Consider the following 17,851-nt stretch of genomic DNA (forward strand, 5'->3'; position numbering starts at 1 on the left):
GGAGAACCCCCATGAATACCTATCTGCGTCCAGCCCTGAGCCTGGTCCTGCTGATGACCCTGGTCACCGGCGTGCTGTATCCGCTGGCGGTGACCGGCATCGCCCAGGTGGCCTTCCCCGAACAGGCCAACGGTAGCTTGGTGCGCGACGCCCACGGCCAGGTCCGGGGCTCGGCGCTGATCGCCCAGGCCTTCGAGGGCGATGGCTGGTTCCATTCGCGGCCCTCGGCGGGCGCCTTCGCCACCGTGTCGAGCAGCGCCAGCAACCTAGCGCCGAGCAACCCGGCGTTGGCCGAGCGGGTCACAACCGAGGCCGATGCCCTGTACCAACCGGCACTGGGACCGGTGCCCCAGGCCTTGCTGACCACCTCTGGCAGCGGCCTGGATCCGCAACTGCCGCCCGAGGCGATCGCGTATCAAGTGCCGCGGGTGGCGGCGGCGCGCAACATGCCCGTCGAGCGCTTGCAAGCCTTGGTGGATGAGGCCACTCTGCGGCCATTGGTCGGTCCACCCGTGGTCAATGTGCTGGCCTTGAACCAGGCGCTGGAAGGCTCGGTGCCCGCCAAGTAAAGACCGCGATGACCTGCGTAGCAGGCCCGTTCGAATCGACCGCTTCGTATAAGGATCCCTGATGAGCAATTCCACCCGCGCCGATGCCCTGCTGGCAGGCCTGCCCCGGGCAGGTCGCGGCCGCCTCAAGGTGTTCCTCGGCGCAGCGCCCGGTGTCGGCAAGACCTACGCCATGCTCCAGGCCGCTCACGCCCAGCAGCGCCAGGGCGTCAGGGTATTGGCGGCGGTGGTCGAAACCCATGGCCGCAGCGAGACCGAGGCGCTGCTCGGTGGCCTGCCTCAGCAGCCCTTGCTGCGCAGCGAGTACCGTGGCGTCACCCTCGAAGAAATGGACCTCGACGCCCTGTTGCAGGCTGCACCGCCCTTGGCGCTGGTCGACGAACTGGCGCACAGCAATGCCCCCGGCAGCCGGCACGCCAAGCGCTGGCAGGACGTGCAGGAACTGCTCGCCACCGGCATCGACGTCTACACCACGGTCAATGTCCAGCATCTGGAAAGTCTCAACGACAAGTTGCGCGACATCACCGGCGTGCAGGTGCGTGAAACCGTGCCGGACTGGGTGCTGCAGGAAGCCTTCGAACTGGTGCTCATCGACCTGCCGCCGCGGGAACTGCTCGAGCGTCTGCGCGAGGGCAAGGTCTATGTGCCCGAGCAGGCGCGCGCCGCCATCGATGCCTTCTTTTCCCAGACCAACCTCACCGCCTTGCGCGAGTTGGCCATGCAGACCGCTGCCGCCCAGGTCGATGCCGACCTCGCCCACGGCTACCGGCAACGGGGCGAGCAGGCGCCGGCGTTGCGCGGGCGCCTGCTGGTGGGGATCGATGGCGACGCCCAGGCCGAACGCCTGGTGCGTCACGCCAGCCGCGTGGCGCAGCGGCGTCACCTGCCGTGGAGCGCGGTGCATGTGGACAATGGCCGGCTGCCGGACGAGGGCGCGCGCCAGCGCCTGCAAGCGGCGCAGCAACTGGCCGAACGCCTGGGCGGCGAAGTGGTGGTGCTGCGTGCTGGCGAGGTGGCGCGCACTTTGGTCCAGCATGCGCTGGAGCGCCGGGCCAGCCTGGTGCTGGTCGGCCAGTCCCAGGATCGCTTGCGCCGCCGTGTGTTCGGTGCCGGCGTGGCGGCGCGGCTGCTGCGTGACAGCCGGGGCTTGGAGATCAACGTGCTTGACCGCGACGATCTGCCGCCGCCGACGCGCGCCGCGGTCAAACGGATCTGGCACTGGCGGCATTACGTGCTGGCGCTGCTGGCCACCGGACTGGCGTCGGCGCTGGCCTGGGGGGTGTCGAGCGTGCTGGCGCTGCCGAACATCTCGCTGGTGTTTCTCGCCGCCGTGCTGCTGGTGGCGGTGCGCAGCAGCCTGGGCCCGGCGCTGGCGTGCGCGGCGCTGTCGTTCCTGAGCTATGACTTCCTGTTCATCCCGCCGAGCTTTTCCCTGAGCATCCAGCGCGAAGAAGACGTGCTGACCTTGGTGTTCTTCCTGCTCATGGCCGCCCTGACCGGCAACCTGGCGGCCCGCCAGCGCCGTCAGTTGCAAGCGCTGCGCGATACTCAAGCCGAGACCCGGCAACTGCTCGACCTGTCGCGCCGGCTGACCGTGGCCACCGATCGCCAGGCAGTGTTCAACGCGGCGGGCCAGCACCTGGGTGGCTCCCAGGGAATCGACGTGTGTGTGCTCGAGCGCGATGCTGACGGCCTCCTGCAGGTGGCCAGCGGCGCTCCCCAGACCTTCAGCGACAACGAGCGCGCGGCCGCCGACTGGGCCTGGCAACACGGCCAGGCAGCCGGGCAGGGCAGCGATACCCTGCCCAATGGCCGCTGGTGGTGGTGGCCACTGGCGGTGGACGAGGCGCCGCTGGCCTTGCTCGGGGTGCGCGCCAGCGGCGGCGAGACCCTGAGTGCCCAGCGCCGGCGTGTACTCACGGCCCTTGCCGAGCCCCTGGCCCAGGCCTTGGCCCGTGCACGGCTGGGCGAGCAACTGGAGGCGGCGCGTCTGCAAGGCGAGACCGAGCAATTGCGCAGCGCCTTGCTCGCCTCGGTGTCCCACGATTTGCGCACCCCGCTGACCGCCATGCGCGGCAGTATCGACAGCCTGCTGGCGCTGGGCGAGGCGATCCCGCTCGACGACCGCCGCGAGCTGCTCGAAGGGACGCGTAACGAGGCTGAACGCCTGGACCGCTATATTCAGAACCTGCTCGACATGACCCGCCTGGGCCACGGCAGCCTCAAGCTCGCCCGCGATTGGGTGGCGCCCGGCGATATCGTCGGCAGCGCGCTGGCACGCCTGCACGCGGTGCTGGCGCCTTTGCAGGTGCACACCGACGTGCCCGCCGAACTGCCGCTGCTGTTCGTGCATGCCGCGCTGATCGAGCAGGCGTTGGTCAACGTGCTGGAGAATGCCGCGCGCTTCTCGCCGGTCGGCGGGCGCCTGGAACTGCGACTCAGGGTCGAGGACGCGCAGTTGTGCCTGGCTGTCGCCGACCAGGGGCCGGGCATCCCGCCAGCCGAACGCAGCAAGGTCTTCGACATGTTCTACACCGCCGCGCGCGGCGACCGGGGCGGGCAGGGCACGGGGCTGGGGCTTGCCATCTGCCAGGGCATGATCGGCGCCCATGGCGGCAGCATCCGGGTGGGCGAGGGCATCGATGGCCAGGGCACCTGCATCACACTATGCTTGCCGCTGCCCCCTCAACCCGACAGCGACAGTGACGCCCCATGAGCCAGCCCGCCACCCTTCTGGTCATCGACGACGAGCCGCAGATCCGCAAGTTCCTGCGCATCAGCCTGGCCTCCCAGGGCTACACAGTGCTGGAAGCGGCCAGCGGCAGCGAGGGGTTGGCCCAGGCGGCACTGAACAAGCCTGACCTGGTGGTGCTCGACCTCGGCCTGCCGGACATGGACGGCCAACAGGTGCTGCGCGAACTGCGCGAATGGAGCACGGTGCCGGTAATGGTGCTGTCGGTGCGCGCCAGCGAGGTACAGAAGGTCGATGCCCTCGATGGCGGCGCCAACGACTACGTGACCAAGCCGTTCGGCATCCAGGAGTTTCTTGCTCGCGTGCGGGCACTGCTGCGGCACAGCCCCCAGGCTGAGGTGGCGCAAAGCAGCAGCGCGCAGTTCGGTGCGCTGCTGGTCGATTTCGCCTACCGCAAGGTCAGCCTGGACGGCGTCGAGGTCGCGCTGACGCGCAAGGAGTACGCGCTGCTGGCCCAGTTGGCGGCGCACCCGGGGCGGGTCATCACCCAGCAGCAACTGCTCAAGGACATCTGGGGCCCGACCCATGTGCAGCACACCCATTATTTGCGCATCGTGGTCGGTCATCTGCGCCAGAAGCTCGGCGACGACCCCACCGCCCCCCGCTTCCTGATCACCGAGGCCGGCGTCGGCTATCGGCTGGTGGCCCCGGAGGGGCTGTAGAGAATAAAAAGCTGACGGAATGTTTGAATCGCTACCGGTGTATTACTGGGTGAGTCGTCGGCGGCCTGAGCCTGGGGTCAGGAAGGCTCCAGCAGGCGCCTGAGGTTGGACAGGATCGACGCGGGGTCGTAGGGCTTGCGCACGACGGTCACCTCACGCAGATGCGCCGGGATGCTCAGCGTATCGCCATAGCCGGTGGCGAACAGGAACGGAATGGCGCGCCGGGTCAGCTCATCGGCGATGGCCATGGAGTTGCCGCTGCCCAGGTTCACGTCCAGCACCGCGATGTCGGGCGCGCGCGCCTCGATCAGGCGCAACGCCTCCTGTTCAGAGCCGGCGGTGCGCACGTCGTCGAGCTGCGCATCGGCAAAGATCTGCTCCAGGCCGACGGCGATCACCAGTTGGTCCTCGACGATCAGCACGCTCAGCGGCCCCAGGTGCTCCAGGCCGGTTTCCGGCAGCAGGCCCTCGGTCTGCGCGGGGGCGCTGTCAGTCGCATCGACGACGTTGATGTGACGGGCCGGGATGCGAAACACGCCACGCAGCCCCTCGGGCAGATACTCGACCTGACTGGTCCCGCCCAGATCGAACGGAATGCTGCGGTCGATCAGTACCGAGCCAAAGCCGCCACGGGTGGGCGCACGCACGGTCGGGCCATCGCTCTCGCGCCAGACGATCTCGCAGGCGTTACCGGCATCGATCGTCCACTCCACGTGCAGCCTGCCGCCGGACCGTGACAGCGCACCGTACTTCGCGGCATTGGTCGCCAGCTCGTGCAACACCAGCGCCATGACCGAATAGGCCCGCGCGTCGAGTACCACGGAAGGCCCGCTCAAGACGATGGCCTCGGCGCCGGAACAGTACGGCGACAGCTCAGCCTCCAGCAGCGTGGACAGCCGTCCGCCGCCGTCGCCGCGCACCACCTGGTCGTGGGCCAGCGACAGTGCCTGGATGCGCCCTTTGAGCTTGCCAACGTAGTCGCGCAGCGTCTGGCTTTCCGAGGTGGGGTGCGCCACCAGTGCGCCGATCAGCGAGAGAATGTTCTTCACCCGATGATTGAGCTCTTCGTTGAGCATGCGCTGACGCACTTCGGCTTTGGAGCGCTCGTTGGCCAGCAGTTCACTGTTGTGCAGTGCCACCTCGACGATGGCAGCACGAATCGCTTCGCCGAACTGGCGATCCTGCTCGGTCCAGGGCATGGACTGCTGGTGCACGGTTTCCTTCCACAGGGCGAAGCTCTTGCGCGGTGTCAGGCGCTCGCCGTAGGCACCGGTGAGGTAGGTCTTGTGCGGATCGCCCGCCCAGTCCAGGGTCGCCAGCACTTCCTGACGGAACAGCAACAGGTAGTCTCGCGGATGCTGGGACATCGGGATGGCCAGTACGCCCGAGACCTGCGCCGCGTAGTCCTGGGCGGCCGGATGAACCAAAGACAGTTGATGGCTGGCCCAGGTCCGCCCTTCGGCCAGACTTTGCACCAGGGGCAGCAGTTCGGCGATGGCGGCAGGCGGCGGCGTCTGGCCCAGTGCCGACCAGCGGCCTTGCACGGCCATGCCGATGCCGTCGCAGGCGATCAGCGACTTGAATTCGCCCAGCCGGGCCTGGAAGAAACTGGCCAGGTCCGGGCTCTGGTTGGCGTCGCGCAGCAGTGCGTCCAGCGAGCTGTGCACTTGTTCGGCGGCTTCGAGCTGCTGGCGAGTGCGCAGGCGTTCGATGTGCAGGGAGAAGAATTCGCCGAACATTTCCGCCGCCGCGCGCTGGCCCAAGGTGAGCGTGCGCGGAGCATAGTGATGGCAGGCGATCAGCCCCCAGAGCGCGCCGTCGACGATCACCGAGATCGACATCGAGGCGCCCACCCCCATGTTGCTCAGGTACTCGCAGTGGATCGGCGAGACGCTGCGCAAGTGTGCATGGGACAGGTCCAGTGGCTCGCCAGAGGGATCGAGCACCGGTTCGAGGGGCACGGCCTGAAACCGCACGTCGCCGATCAGCCGGATGGGGTTGCGCAAATACAGGGCGCGGGCCTGCTGCGGGATGTCCGAACCTGGGAAGTACTGACCCATGAGCTTTCCAGATCGCCGCGCTTGGCCTCGGCCACCACCTGACCGGCGCCGTCGGCACCCAGCTTGTAGATCATCACCCGGTCGTAGCCGAGCATGGCCCGCACATAGCGCGCTGCGTCGCTGAGCAGCTTGGGCGAATGGTCGATCTCGCGCAGTTGGGCGATCAGGCTGCGCGCCAGATCGATAGGCTCTGCCGCGCCCGTGCTGGCCGGTTCGAACTCGATGATCGCGGTGCCTTTGAACAGGTGGGCGGTGATGTCGAAGGTTCCACCTGCCGGCAGGCGCACGGCGAACAACAGGGCAGGGCGCGAGGCATCGCGGGTGCGGGCCAGGGCATTGCGGATGTCATGGGCCACGTCCTGGCCGAGCAGGGCGTGCAGCGTCTGGCCATTGATCGGCTCCGCACAGCCGAGCAATTGCGGCGTGTTGACCGAGTGGCGCAGGACAAGGTTGGCCGAGGCGTCGCAGGCGATCAGACAGCCGTGGGGCTGGATGCTGCCGGGGATCTGGATCGGCTCACGGTCGCAATTGCTGAGGTTCACACGGGAATCGAGCGTCATCGGCCCTGCCTGTCGATGGGGAGGTGAGCAGACAGGCAAGGGCACGCCGACTGCATGTGAAAAGGCCATCATTCTAGCAGGGCTGTGCGTAGGGTTCAGCCTGCCAGCGATGAGCGTTCGACAGTCAGGCTCACGCAGACGTTTCAACCAATTCAAATGCCTCATGAGTCGATGCCGGTGCGGTCGTATCCAGGTCTGGACGCAACGGGCAGGCGAGTGTCAGGCGCTGGCGCAGGGCACCGCGCAGTTGATCGAGTTCGACGATACGCTGCTCGACCAACAGCAGTTTGTCGTGCAGCAGGCTGCGCACCGCCTGGTCGGGATCGGCGGCGCCCCATAGCTGCGCGACGTTGCTGCCAATCTCGCCAAGGCTGAAGCCCAGGCGCTGGGCGGTACGGATGAACAGCACCAGTTCGACCGTGTCCTGCGGGTAGTCGCGGTAGCCATTGGCGCGGCGCTGGGATTGGATCAGCCCGCGTGCTTCGTAGAACCGCAGCGTGTCGCGGCTCACAGCGCAGACCTGGGCGAGTTCACCGATGCGCATGGGATTTTCCTATAGGGGCACTTGACCTTGGAGCATACTCCAGGGTTTAGCCTGGCGCCTTCATTGATGCTCAGGAGCAGCCCGCATGTGGACCCCTTCGCAATACCGTCGTCTGGTGCGCGCCAGTGGCGTGTATGACTTCGCCATCACCGTCGCGTTCGCCACGCCCTGGACCTTCGTGCTGCTGCACGGCTGGCTGACGGCACTCCACGCGACATTGGGCCTGAGCGGCAACCTGCCGGCATTCGAACCGGTGCAGATGATGATGGCCAACTTGATGGGCTCGATCGTGTGTGTCTGGGCCTGGCTGCGCATTCGTCATCCCGAGCGGCGCCTGGGCCGCTATGACGCGGTAGGCCGGCTGCTGTTCGCCTCCTGGCAAGTCTATGCACTGCTGCACGGCGCCACTGCGCTGATCGGGGCCATCCTGGCGCTGGAGTTGCTGTGGGCCGGCGCGCAATTGCTGCCGATCAGGGCCATCGAGCGGCCAGCCGTGGTTGAAGAAAGGCCACAATTGGCCTAGGGCGGCACCCTCAGGCGAAGGCCTCGGCTCCCGGCAGCCTCCGCCAGTGCTGTGGGCCCTCGAGGATTTCCTGCTCGCTGAGCAGGCACGCGTCCAGTTCCTCGCGCAGGAGCTGCCAGTCCAGCCCCTGGCCGATGAACACGATCTCCTGTCGGCAGTCGCCCACCTGTTCGTCCCACTTGTCGAGAATGGCTTGGCGACGATAAGCATCGACCGGCCATTGTGTCTGGTCGATGAACCGCCACCAGCGCCCGTCGTGCTGCCACTGGAAGTGCCCGGCGGTCTGCGCCAGCAGACCGATTTCAAAGAAGCGGCTGGCCACCCAGAAATAGCCTTTGCAGCGCAGCAGTCGACCATTGCGCCAGGGCCGCTGCAACAGTGCCTGCAGACGCTGCGGATGAAACGGCGCACGCTCGCGGTACACCCACGAGACGATGCCATAGGTGGCCGATTCCGGCTCAGGCGTGCCCAGCGTGTCCATCTGCTGCATCCAGCCCGGCGAGCGCGCCAGGCTCGGCAGGTCGAACAAGCGCGTGCCCAGCACGCGGTCCAAGGCAATCTCCCCGCGCACCATGGGCACGATCCGCGCCTGCGGGTTGAGCTGCTGCAGCATCGCCTCCAACGCTGGATAAGCCGCCTCCGGCAGTAGGTCGAGCTTGTTCACCAGGATCACGTTGGCGTATTCCACCTGCTCGATCAGCAACTCGCCCAGTGGCCGTTGCCCTGGCTCGCCGCCGGCTGGCATCGATGAGCCGAGCAACTGTTCGAAGCTGCTGGCATCGACCACCGTCACCAGCGTGTCCAGGCGCGCCAGCTCGCTCAGGCTAAAGCCATCGCGGTCGAGAAAAGCGAAGGTCTCGGCCACCGGCATCGGTTCGGAGATGCCGGTGGATTCGATCAGCAGGTAATCGAAGCGTCCGGCCCGCGCCAGATGGCTGACCTGCTCCAGCAGGTCAGCGCGCAATGTGCAGCAAATGCAGCCGTTACTCATCTCCACCAATTGGTCGCTGCCGCGGTTGAGGCTGACCTGGCGTTCGACGTCCTCGGCGTCGATGTTCACCTCGCTCATGTCGTTGACGATCACCGCCACGCGCAGGCCGGCGCGGTTGCGCAGGATGTGGTTGAGCACGGTGGTCTTGCCGGCGCCGAGAAACCCCGACAGCACCGTCACCGGCAGACGCGTGGGCAGGTTCGCCGCCGCGTTCACGACTGCGGCACCCGGTCCAGGTAGCTCTCGAACAGGTCGACCACCACCTGCCCGTCGTCGGCGGCGTCGCCCCACAGGTCGCGCACCTCGAACTGCACATGGTAGGTCGGCTGCAGCAGCGCCGAACGGTCGCCATGGCCGATGCTGTCCGGGAACGGCCAGCGCTCGCGGGTCCGGTGCAGCACCACGCCTTCCTTGCCGCGCACGTAGCCGGGGAAGCGCACGTGACCGGCGACGTGCTCGTCGCGCACCCGCACCCGCTCGCCGACCTCGAACGGCACACGGTCGGCAATGGCTGCACGGCCTTTGCTGTGCGGCGGGTTGGCCAGCTTGAATGGCGCCCCGAGCGCTTGGTCCAGCGCCTCGCGGCTGATCGCGCCGGCTTCCACCAGCAGCGAGGCGGTGGCGATGACATAACGCTCGTAGTAAGTGGTGCCGACGTGTTGGCGCACGTCCAGGCGTTCGACGGCGTGGCGTACTTCGTCGATGCTGAACAGCCCCAGGTGGTCGCAGGCGACGAACATCAGGCTGTAGGCCAGGTGCTCCCAGTCGTCCTTGAACACCGGTTTGTAGCTGAGGCTGTCGATGCGGTGGGGCACCTGGCCGAAGCCCTGGAAGCCGCCGAGGTCGTGAAATCCGTTCATGCAGATGTACCTGTCTGGAAGAGGGAGAAAGCGCTGGGCTCAGCGCACCACGGGCAGGGCGACGCCGATCAGCACGTCCTTGGTGACCAGGCTGCGCAGGGCCTGTTCGTCCAGGTGTTCGCTGCCAGCCGGGCGTAGCGGTAGCACCAGGTAGCGGGTTTCGGCCGTGGTGTCCCAGACGCGTACCTGGGTCTGGGCCGGCAGTTCGGTGCCCAGCTCCTTGAGCACCGTGCGGCCTTCGCGCACCAGCCGGGCACGGAATTCGAAGCCCTTGTACCACTCCGGCGGCAGCCCCAGCACCGGCCAGGCGGTGCACGAACACAGGCTGCAGACGATGACATTCTTCAATTGTGGGGTGTCTTCCAATGCCACGATGTATTCGCCCTGTGGCCCGGTGTAGCCGAACTGGGCACAGGCCGCAGTGCCATCTTCGAGCAGCAGGCGGCGGAAGTCCTCGTCGACCCAGGCGCGCGCCACCACGCGTGCGCCGTTGGCCGGATCCCACTGGTTCTCCATCAGGTCGGTGAGGTGCTCGATGTAGCCGTCGGGAATCATGTCCTGGTCGCGCATGACCTTGAGCAGGGCGCGCGCGCGCTGGCCGGGGGTGGTGGTTTCGGGTGTCGGCACTGATGTGCTCATGGTGATCTCCTCAGGGGCGGGCACGGTCGGTTACAAGGTGCGCCAGTCGGCGCTGGCTTCGAAGGCGGCGGCGGCCTGGTACAGCAGCCCCTCGGCATGGTGGCGGGCGACCAGCATCAAGCCCACCGGCAGGCCATCGACCAGACCGCAGGGGATCGACATCGCCGGGTGGCCGGTGATGTCCTGGGCGCTGGTGTTGCCGATCATCTCCAGGGCGCGGGCCACGTACTCGCTGATCGAGCAGTCTTTGGGCGGGTGTGGCTGGGCCAGGATCGGTACGGTCGGCATCACCAGCAGGTCGCAGTGCTGCAGCGCCTGGTCGTAGGCGGCGCGGGCCAGGCGCGCGATGTTCTGCGCCTTGGCGTAGTAGCGCCCGTGGTAGCGCTCCAGACCATACTGGCCGACGAACATGCACAGCTTCAGCGAAGGCGACAGCCGGTCGGCCTGGGTGCGCCAGCCGGCCTGCTTGTCCAGCAGGGCCACGTCGTACAGGCCTTTCCAGTTGAAGCCGGCGCCGTTGCCGTGCATCAGTTGGCTGGTCAGGCCTTCGCAGCCGATGGGATGCCACAAGGCACCGGCCAGCCGATGTTCGGCCACCGACACCGGCGCTACCTGAGCCCCCAGTGAGGCGAGGCGTTCGATGGCCGCGTTGACCTTGTCGGCCACGCGTGGATCGAGGTTGGCCAACTCGAAGCCCTCGCGCAGCACACCGATGCGCAGACCCTTGGCGCCGCGGTCCAGGTACTGGGTGTAGTGATCGACCTGCGGCGCGGCCTGGCGCGGGTCGAGGCCGTCGGCCCCGGCCAGCACTTCGAGCATCAGCGCGTTGTCGCGTACGTTGGCGGTGATGGGGCCGGCGTGATCGAGGGTCGCTTCGATGGCCATGATCCCGGTGTAGGGCACCAAACCATGGGTCGGCTTCATGCCGTAGGTGCCACAGAAGGCCGAGGGAATACGGATCGAGCCACCTTGGTCGCCGCCCACGGCCATGTCCACCTGGCCGGCGGCGACCAGCGCGGCGCTGCCCGACGACGAGCCGCCGGCGGCATAGCCGTGGCGGTGCGGGTTGTGCACCGGTGCCGGGTCGGAGGTATGGCTGCCGCCGGAGAGGCAGTAGTGCTCGCAGGTGGCCTTGCCCAGTACGGTCGCGCCGGCCTCCAGCAGGCGCGTCACCACCGTGGCGTCGAAGCCGGGCACGAAGCCTTCCAAGGGCGTGGCGCCATTCATCATCGGCACGCCGGCCAGGGCGATGTTGTCTTTGAGGGCGACGCTGCGCCCGGCCAGCTTGCCGTCCACCGCGCCGCTCACTTCGCAGCGGTAGTACCAAGCGTTGAGCGGGTTGTCGCTCGAGGCTGGGCGATGGCTGGGGCGCGGTGAGGCGGGTGCTACCGGGGTGTAGTCGGGCAGTTCGTCGATCAGGTCGTAGGCCTCGAAACTGCCCTGCATCAAGGCCAGGTATTCGCTGGCCTGTTCGGGTGTCAAGTGCATGTGCAGGCGCTGGGCGAGCGCCTGCAATTGTTCGGCGGTGGGGCGGTCGATGGCCATGGTGCGGTCCTTGGGGTCAGGTCGATGAGGGCGGGCGTGGCGGCCGCCGATCAGAAAATATGCGCATAGCGCAGATTCACGCGCAGGTCTTCCTTGGGTCCGTTTTCCACCGCCAGGTCGCGACCCAGTTGCACCTGTACCTGGTCCTTGGGGGTGACGAAACGGGTGGCGGTCAGGCGCAGGTTGGTAGTGCCGAGCCGGTTGTCCTGGTTCAACTGCTCGATTTCGGTCTCGCCGCCCCAGGTGTGGCCCACGCCGATGGCGAAGGTGGTGGCGGTATCCGGCATGTAGCGGGCCATGATCTGCGCTGCGTAGGAAACGTCCTGCTCCAGACGCTGGCTGGCTGGGCCGTAGTCGTCGTTGTCGCCGTACCAGGTGGCGCCACCGACCAGGTCCAAGGCCCAGTGCTCGTCGAAATGCTTGACGTAGGCGCCTTGCAGTTCGAACTTCCAGCGGTTCTCGCCGATGTTCAGCGGATCGTCGCGGTCGTAATTGCCCGTCGGCACGAACAGGTAGGGGGTCAGGCTCAAGGTGTCGCGGGCGTCGTTCAGGCGCAGCTTGACCGGTGCCGCCAGGATCAGGTCGCCGATGCCGTCGGCGCTGCCCAGGGGGGAGGCGTCGTCATGCCCGGAAACGTGACCGAAGGGCAGCAGGAACTGCGGGTCGAGGGTCACCGTGTCGCTCAGGGCGATCACGTGCAGCAGACGCAGGATGCCGATGTCCGAGCGCAGCTTGAAATCGGAACTGACCTTGTGGTCCTGGGCATATAGCGCGTTGGTGCTCGAATGCTGGTAGTAGATCGCGCCGATGGTGGCGCCGACCGGGTACTGTTCATAGTCGCCGGGCGCCACTTCCACGGCATTCGCTGCAACCCCTGGCAGCAGCAGGCCCAGGCCGAGCAGGCGCAGGGTGGAGTTAGCCGCGTTCATGAGGCGTTCGCCTGTGCCGGGCACGCCTGGGGCGCGGGCTTGGCATCGCGCAGCATGCCGGTCTGGGCATGGCAGTTGATGTACTCGAACAGTTGCTGACGACCATCGCTGACCGACACTTCGTGGTACAGGCGCAGCTTCTGCAGGCCGGCGGCCACGCGGAAGAAGGTGACGAAGATGCGCAGGTGGGTGGGGTGCGATTCGGCCCAGCGTTCGAGCTTTTCCACCGAGCGCCAGTGGCCGATGTTGTAGCTGGTGTCGAGCAGGTTGCCCTGCAGGTCGATGTTGCGCACGAAGCGGTTGCTGTAGCAGCCCAGCGGCGCGCCGTTGTCGCGCAGGAAGTCCATGCCGGCTTCCAGGGTGGGGAGGATTTCGTCCAGGTACAGCGAGCGCTCCTCGGGGCCGGCCTCGGCCCAGTCTTGCCCGGAGCGGATCAGCGCGATGTTGTCGTGGCCGCCGACGATCACCCGACCGCCCTTGGCCGGGTCGCCGCTGAGGATGCGCAGCTCGTCATCGGGCTCCATCCAGTCGGTCTGCGAGGCCGGGAAGCGGTCGCGCATCGAGCCCCAGTAGCCATGCTCCTCGATCTCGCCGCTGGTGCTGTCCATCACCGCGCCGACACCGGGCAGGTCTTCGCGGAAGGCGTACAGGGTTTCGAACTGCTCGGCGCGCGGCGCCACCACCTCGCGGAAGTAGCCCAGGCCCTCGTGCAGGCGTGCCTCGGCCGACCACCAGCCATCCACCTCGCTGCTGCGCAGCCAGCGGCAGTACGCGGCGGGGTCCTTCCAGTAGCCGACCACGATCAGATTGTCGTAGCCGCTGTTGTCGGTGTGGTGGGTCAGGTCGTGGTTGAGCGGGCCATCGGTCAGGGCGAAGCTGGCGACGATGTGCTGCAGGGCAGCCAGCGCCGCGGCTTTTTGTGCTTCGCCCTGGTACTGCACACCCAGGTAAGCCATCACCACCTGGCGCAGCTCTTCGCCGGCGCGCGCCACCCACATCGGGAAGGGCGGCTGGTAGTGGTCGGGGACCCGACGCGAAAGCGTCCTGGGACATTTCAGATGCTTGTCGATTGCGGATTCCATGGGGCGGCTCCTTATTCTTCTTGGTCGTCATCAGGCGCTGTGCACGCAGCCTTGGCGGCGCCGGGATGCGCCCGGCGTCGGCTAAACGTTAGGCTTTGTCTGAAAAGCCTTGATACTCGGTGATGCTGCGTTGAAAACCGCCTCGGAATGCTCATTTACAACCCGTAAACTCCGCTTCCTCGGCGGTTTTCGCCTTGCCTGACCTTCGTCTCAAGACTTTTCAAACAAAGCCTAGGCAGCGTCTGGGCGCGCCGCTTGGTCGGTCGGGACAACCTGTTGGTTGGGAAGGACAGCGTCCGGGCGCTGTACCGGCATGGGGCTGGAACTGGCGGCAAGCACCAGAAGGGTGCGGCTTTCAACGTTGGGCGATGGACTGTGCGGCCTTGCGGCGCTGGCGTGAAACTTGCTGCCCCTGTACTCGCGTCACTCCACTCCACACGCTGCACCGCGCCGTTCGAGGTCCAAGCCATGCCTGATTCGAATCGCTACTCGACCCTTGCCGTGGAGGCGCCGCGCCGTTTCGACTACTGGCGCGACGTGGTCTGCCAGCACTGCCTGAAGGCGGACAGCGAACCGGCGTCGCAGAGCGATTTCCAGGGCACGCTGGGGGTCAAGGGCATCGGTCCGCTGGAGCTGTATACCTTGTCGGCGCCGCTGCATCATTGGGCCCGCGAGCAGGACCACGTCCGCAGCGATCCAAACGACGATCTATGGCTGGGGTTCACCCGCCAAGGTTATGGACAGTTCGAGCAAGGCGGGCGTCAGGCTCGGCTGGCGGCGGACGATTTGTTTCTTTACGACGCAGACCAGCGTTTCCGTTTCAGTCTGGGTGGTACCGAAAATCACCTGCTGCGCATTCCCCGGCACTGGCTGGCGTCGCGGGTGCCCGGCATCGAGCAACGCACCGCCACGGTGCTGGACGCGCACCGGCCGGGCGTGTTGCCGTTGCGCGCCATGCTTCAGCAAGCCGCCAGCCACGGCACCTTGGGCGAGGGCGCGCTGAGCGCGCGCTATGCTGAAACGCTGCTGGACCTGCTGGTGCTGAGCCTGGAATGGCAGGACCTGACCATCACCCATGCCGAGCTGGATCTGCACGGGCGGGTAATGCACTACATCCGTCAACACCTGGCCGACCCCGAACTGAGCCTGGAGCGCATCGCCCAGGCGCACCACGTCTCCACACGCACGGTGACCCGCGCCTTTGCCCGCCACCAGAAGACCCCAGCCGCGGCCATCTGGAAGGAGCGCCTGGAAGGCAGTCGTCGAGCGCTCGAGCGGGGTGAGGCCAAGAGCATCTCGCAAGCGGCGCTGGACTATGGCTTCAGCGATTTCTCACATTACAGCCATGCGTTTCGCAAAGCCTTCGGTGTCGCACCCTGCACGCTGCTCAAGCGTGATTGACGCGTGCGGGCTCAGGACGAGGCCGTGTAGCTCAAGGCGTGCACCTGCTGCACCAGGGCTTCCAGGGAAAACGGTTTGCTCAGTACCGGACACTGGCTGCGTAGCGGGGAACTCTCCAGCAACTCGGGGTGGGCATAGCCGGTCATGAACAGGATCGGCAATCCCGGCCGGTACTTGCGGCTTTCCAGTGCCATGCAATGACCGTCCATGCCGCCGGGCAGACCGATGTCGGTTACCAGCAGGTCGATGGGGATGTTCGATTGCAGCAACTGCAGACCCGCCTTGCTGTCGGCCGCTTCGATGACCACGTGGCCCAGGGCCGATAAGGTTTCGGTCACGAAGGCACGCACCGAGGCCTCGTCGTCGACCACCAGGATGTTCTTGCTGGCTTCACCGTCGGGCAGCGCCAGCGACGGCAAGGGTTCGCCTGCGGCCAGCGGCTGGGTGTCGTGTACCGGCAGCAGCAGGCAGGCGCGGGTGCCCTGGCCGGGTTCGGATTCCAGGCTGATCTGTCCGCCGGACTGCTTGGCGAAGCCATAGATCATCGACAATCCCAACCCCGAACCCTGGCCGACCGGCTTGGTGGTGAAGAAGGGGTCGAAGGCTTTGGCCAGGGTCGCAGCGTCCATGCCGATGCCGTCGTCTTCCACCACGATGGACAGATAATTGCCGGCAGGCAGACTGTCGCCGCCGTCCTGCGCGCCGAGCAGAGTGCGTGCGGCGGTGCGGATGCTGAGGTTGCCGCTGCCCGGCAGGGCGTCGCGGGCGTTGATGCACAGGTTGAGCAGGGCGTTTTCGAACTGCACCGGGTCGACCAGGCAGGTCTTCAGGGTGGGGCTGAGGTCGACGGTGACGTTGACCGTGGGGCCGACGGTACGCTGGATCAGTTCTTCGATACCGCCGATCAGCGCGTTCATGTCGGTGGGCACCGGCAGCAGCGTCTGTTTGCGGGAAAACGCCAGCAAGCGGTGGGTGAGGGCCGCCGCGCGCTGGGCAGCGGTGTGGGCCACCGATACGTAGCGCTCCAAGTCTGCGGTACGGCCCTGGTTCAGGCGCAGGCGGATCAGGTCGAGACTGCCGGTGATGCCGGCCAGCAGGTTGTTGAAGTCGTGGGCGATGCCCACGGTGAGTTGGCCGACGGCCTCCATTTTCTGCGCCTGACTCAGCGCCGCTTGAACCGCTTCGCTCTGCGCCACCGCTTCGCTGATACGTGCCTCGAGGGTGCGGTTGAGCTCACGTAGCGCCTGCTCGGCGGCCTGTTTGGCGGTGACGTCGATGGACGAGCCGATCAGCCCGATCACCTTGCCGTGGTCGTCGAACAGCGGCGCCTTGTGCGACAGCCAGATGGTCGCAGTGCCGTCTGCCAGGTCGACCCGTTCTTCCACTTGCTGCGCCTTGCCTTCGCGCATGATGCGCTGGTCGGTGGCCATCACTTGGCGTGCCTGCTCTTTGTCTTCGAGGAACTCCAGGTCGGTCTTGCCCAGGTAGAACTCCGGCGGCTTGCCAATCAGGTCGGTGGTGCCTTGGTTGGCCACCAGCATGCGACCTTGCAGGTCCTTGGCGTACACCACACCAGGCACGGCAGCGGCGAAGGTGCGCAGCAGCGCGGACATGCGGTCGCGCTCGGCCTCGGCGGCGCGGCGGCTCTCAATGTCGATCAGTACGCCGGGAAAGCGTATCGGCGCGCCGTCGGCGTCCAGTTCGACATGGCCGCTGGCTTCGATCCAGCGGTACTGGCCGTCGTCGCGGCGGGCACGGTACTCGCTGCGAAAGGCGCCGCCACGCTGCAAGGTGCGCTGGATCTCCTCGGCCACCTGGTCGAGGTCGTCGGGGTGGATGGAGCCAACGGCCTCTTCGATGGGAATCCCAGCCTTGCAGCGCTCGGCGGGCAGGCCGAAGGAGCGGGAGAACTCCAGGTCGGCAGTGATGCTGTTGTTGGGAATGTCCCAGACCCAGGTTCCTGAGATCGCACCGGAATCCAAGGCCAATTGCAGGCGTTCGAGCACGCTGGCAGGTTCGTCGCCGGTACTGGGCGACGGAGGGACGTTGGAATCCATGTGGAGCCTCGAGAGTGCTGCGGGTGGGACGGTGGTGCCGTGGGCACTACGGATACAGACACAGACCGCAGCGGGGCGTATTCGATCCGTGGGGGTGTGGCTTTAAGCCATCTTTTTCGGCAGGGTCGTGGAGGATCTTTCTGGTACGGCAGTGTGCAGGCGGCGCATCACGGTTGATCAGGCAAGGTGTCATCCAACCGGATTTCCATAACGATGGTTCGTTCTGCGCCGTGCATGACTTCACGAAGCTTCTGGTAGCCCAACCGAGCGTAGAAACCCTCTGCGGTGATGGACGATGGAACCTGTAGGCGACTGATCCCGTTTTGCACTGCGGTGTTATGAACATGCGTCATCAGCCGATGGCCGACGCCACACCCTTGTACGTGCGGCGCTACGAACACCGTCCTGACTACCGATCCATCAAGGCTGGCCGTACCCACGAGTTGCCCATCATCTTGCGCCACGAAGACCCTGCGCGCGACGATCAGCTTCTTGATCGCCGACGCGGAAAAATGCTGCTCTACGTTGGCGATGACCTCAGGTGGATAGTCCTGCGAATTGCTGATACGCAGTGCTGCAACTACGACGCTGCTGATGGCCTGCGCATCATCCTGGGTGGCGTCACGTATCCGATAGGTCATGCGGCCCCCTGCACTCGCCATTCACCTTCCTCGATC

At 66.5% G+C, this 17,851-nt stretch carries 14 protein-coding genes and 1 pseudogene; 5 read left to right on the forward strand and 10 right to left on the reverse strand.

The genetic code is table 11. The annotated features are described in order from the left end of the window. The first annotated feature begins 11 nt into the window (after positions 1–11). The 3 genes from kdpC to ACK2SD_RS09870 all read left to right on the forward strand — a co-directional run bounded on the left by kdpC (position 12) and on the right by ACK2SD_RS09870 (position 3,983). Positions 12–569: a potassium-transporting ATPase subunit KdpC gene (gene kdpC / locus ACK2SD_RS09860; RefSeq protein WP_039578595.1), complete on the forward strand. Its 558-nt coding sequence runs from the start codon at positions 12–14 to the stop codon at positions 567–569. 61 nt (positions 570–630) lie between these two features. Next, positions 631–3,285, forward strand: coding sequence for a DUF4118 domain-containing protein (locus ACK2SD_RS09865; protein WP_412461999.1), 2,655 nt, complete (start codon positions 631–633; stop codon positions 3,283–3,285). Continuing rightward, positions 3,282–3,983, forward strand: coding sequence for a response regulator (locus ACK2SD_RS09870; RefSeq protein WP_412462000.1), 702 nt, complete (start codon positions 3,282–3,284; stop codon positions 3,981–3,983). Before ACK2SD_RS09865 ends, ACK2SD_RS09870 begins: the two co-directional genes overlap by 4 nt. Before the next feature lie 77 nt (positions 3,984–4,060). On the opposite strand, the pseudogene ACK2SD_RS09875 reads toward ACK2SD_RS09870, so the two are convergent. Further along, positions 4,061–6,603: pseudogene (locus tag ACK2SD_RS09875) on the reverse strand (HWE histidine kinase domain-containing protein). Positions 6,604–6,733: 130 nt separating this feature from the next. Further along, positions 6,734–7,147, reverse strand: coding sequence for a MerR family transcriptional regulator (locus ACK2SD_RS09880; RefSeq protein ID WP_412462001.1), 414 nt, complete (start codon positions 7,145–7,147; stop codon positions 6,734–6,736). Positions 7,148–7,232: 85 nt separating this feature from the next. On the opposite strand from ACK2SD_RS09880, the gene ACK2SD_RS09885 reads away from it, so the two are divergent. Beyond that, positions 7,233–7,670 (forward strand): hypothetical protein, encoded by a 438-nt coding sequence (locus tag ACK2SD_RS09885; protein WP_029612094.1) that lies wholly within the window; start codon positions 7,233–7,235, stop codon positions 7,668–7,670. Positions 7,671–7,680: 10 nt separating this feature from the next. Here ACK2SD_RS09885 and ACK2SD_RS09890 read toward each other — a convergent pair whose 3' ends face one another. From ACK2SD_RS09890 to ACK2SD_RS09915, 6 genes are read right to left on the reverse strand one after another with little or no spacing between them, the layout of a single operon-like run. Next, positions 7,681–8,877 carry a GTP-binding protein gene (locus ACK2SD_RS09890; RefSeq protein ID WP_116888529.1) on the reverse strand — a complete coding sequence of 399 codons (1,197 nt, stop codon included), beginning with the start codon at positions 8,875–8,877 and terminating at the stop codon, positions 7,681–7,683. Continuing rightward, complete coding sequence (gene nthB / locus ACK2SD_RS09895) at positions 8,874–9,521, reverse strand: nitrile hydratase subunit beta (protein WP_295483029.1); 648 nt, start codon at positions 9,519–9,521, stop codon at positions 8,874–8,876. Before nthB ends, ACK2SD_RS09890 begins: the two co-directional genes overlap by 4 nt. Before the next feature lie 39 nt (positions 9,522–9,560). Further along, positions 9,561–10,160 carry a nitrile hydratase subunit alpha gene (gene nthA, locus ACK2SD_RS09900; protein ID WP_116888528.1) on the reverse strand — a complete coding sequence of 200 codons (600 nt, stop codon included), beginning with the start codon at positions 10,158–10,160 and terminating at the stop codon, positions 9,561–9,563. A 30-nt stretch (positions 10,161–10,190) separates the two neighbouring features. Further along, positions 10,191–11,705, reverse strand: coding sequence for an amidase (locus ACK2SD_RS09905; RefSeq protein WP_317872445.1), 1,515 nt, complete (start codon positions 11,703–11,705; stop codon positions 10,191–10,193). Positions 11,706–11,755: 50 nt separating this feature from the next. Continuing rightward, positions 11,756–12,634, reverse strand: a complete 879-nt coding sequence (locus tag ACK2SD_RS09910) for a transporter (protein WP_317872446.1) — start codon at positions 12,632–12,634, stop codon at positions 11,756–11,758. Next, positions 12,631–13,716, reverse strand: a complete 1,086-nt coding sequence (locus ACK2SD_RS09915; protein ID WP_295483020.1) for a phenylacetaldoxime dehydratase family protein — start codon at positions 13,714–13,716, stop codon at positions 12,631–12,633. Before ACK2SD_RS09915 ends, ACK2SD_RS09910 begins: the two co-directional genes overlap by 4 nt. A 468-nt stretch (positions 13,717–14,184) precedes the next feature. On the opposite strand from ACK2SD_RS09915, the gene ACK2SD_RS09920 reads away from it, so the two are divergent. After that, positions 14,185–15,117 (forward strand): helix-turn-helix domain-containing protein, encoded by a 933-nt coding sequence (locus tag ACK2SD_RS09920; RefSeq protein ID WP_412462002.1) that lies wholly within the window; start codon positions 14,185–14,187, stop codon positions 15,115–15,117. An 11-nt stretch (positions 15,118–15,128) separates the two neighbouring features. Here ACK2SD_RS09920 and ACK2SD_RS09925 read toward each other — a convergent pair whose 3' ends face one another. Both ACK2SD_RS09925 and ACK2SD_RS09930 read right to left on the reverse strand, forming a co-directional pair. Next, on the reverse strand, positions 15,129–17,174 hold the full coding sequence (locus tag ACK2SD_RS09925) for a PAS domain-containing protein (RefSeq protein WP_412462003.1): 2,046 nt from the start codon (positions 17,172–17,174) through the stop codon (positions 15,129–15,131). 167 nt (positions 17,175–17,341) lie between these two features. Next, a complete protein-coding gene (locus ACK2SD_RS09930) occupies positions 17,342–17,815 on the reverse strand; it encodes a GNAT family N-acetyltransferase (RefSeq protein WP_029612100.1) in 474 nt (157 codons plus the stop codon). Between the last annotated feature and the right edge of the window lie 36 nt (positions 17,816–17,851).

Origin of the sequence: Pseudomonas sp. SC11 (assembly GCF_047039205.1) — a bacterium.
Lineage (GTDB): Bacteria > Pseudomonadota > Gammaproteobacteria > Pseudomonadales > Pseudomonadaceae > Aquipseudomonas > Aquipseudomonas boreofloridensis.

Coding starts and splice junctions, on each gene's coding strand:
- kdpC (WP_039578595.1), top strand. CDS start 12: ATGAATACCTATCTGCGTCCAGCCCTGAGCCTGGTCCTGCTGATGACC.
- ACK2SD_RS09865 (WP_412461999.1), top strand. CDS start 631: ATGAGCAATTCCACCCGCGCCGATGCCCTGCTGGCAGGCCTGCCCCGG.
- ACK2SD_RS09870 (WP_412462000.1), top strand. CDS start 3,282: ATGAGCCAGCCCGCCACCCTTCTGGTCATCGACGACGAGCCGCAGATC.
- ACK2SD_RS09880 (WP_412462001.1), bottom strand. CDS start 7,147: ATGCGCATCGGTGAACTCGCCCAGGTCTGCGCTGTGAGCCGCGACACG.
- ACK2SD_RS09885 (WP_029612094.1), top strand. CDS start 7,233: ATGTGGACCCCTTCGCAATACCGTCGTCTGGTGCGCGCCAGTGGCGTG.
- nthB (WP_295483029.1), bottom strand. CDS start 9,521: ATGAACGGATTTCACGACCTCGGCGGCTTCCAGGGCTTCGGCCAGGTG.
- nthA (WP_116888528.1), bottom strand. CDS start 10,160: ATGAGCACATCAGTGCCGACACCCGAAACCACCACCCCCGGCCAGCGC.
- ACK2SD_RS09905 (WP_317872445.1), bottom strand. CDS start 11,705: ATGGCCATCGACCGCCCCACCGCCGAACAATTGCAGGCGCTCGCCCAG.
- ACK2SD_RS09910 (WP_317872446.1), bottom strand. CDS start 12,634: ATGAACGCGGCTAACTCCACCCTGCGCCTGCTCGGCCTGGGCCTGCTG.
- ACK2SD_RS09915 (WP_295483020.1), bottom strand. CDS start 13,716: ATGGAATCCGCAATCGACAAGCATCTGAAATGTCCCAGGACGCTTTCG.
- ACK2SD_RS09920 (WP_412462002.1), top strand. CDS start 14,185: ATGCCTGATTCGAATCGCTACTCGACCCTTGCCGTGGAGGCGCCGCGC.
- ACK2SD_RS09925 (WP_412462003.1), bottom strand. CDS start 17,174: ATGGATTCCAACGTCCCTCCGTCGCCCAGTACCGGCGACGAACCTGCC.
- ACK2SD_RS09930 (WP_029612100.1), bottom strand. CDS start 17,815: ATGACCTATCGGATACGTGACGCCACCCAGGATGATGCGCAGGCCATC.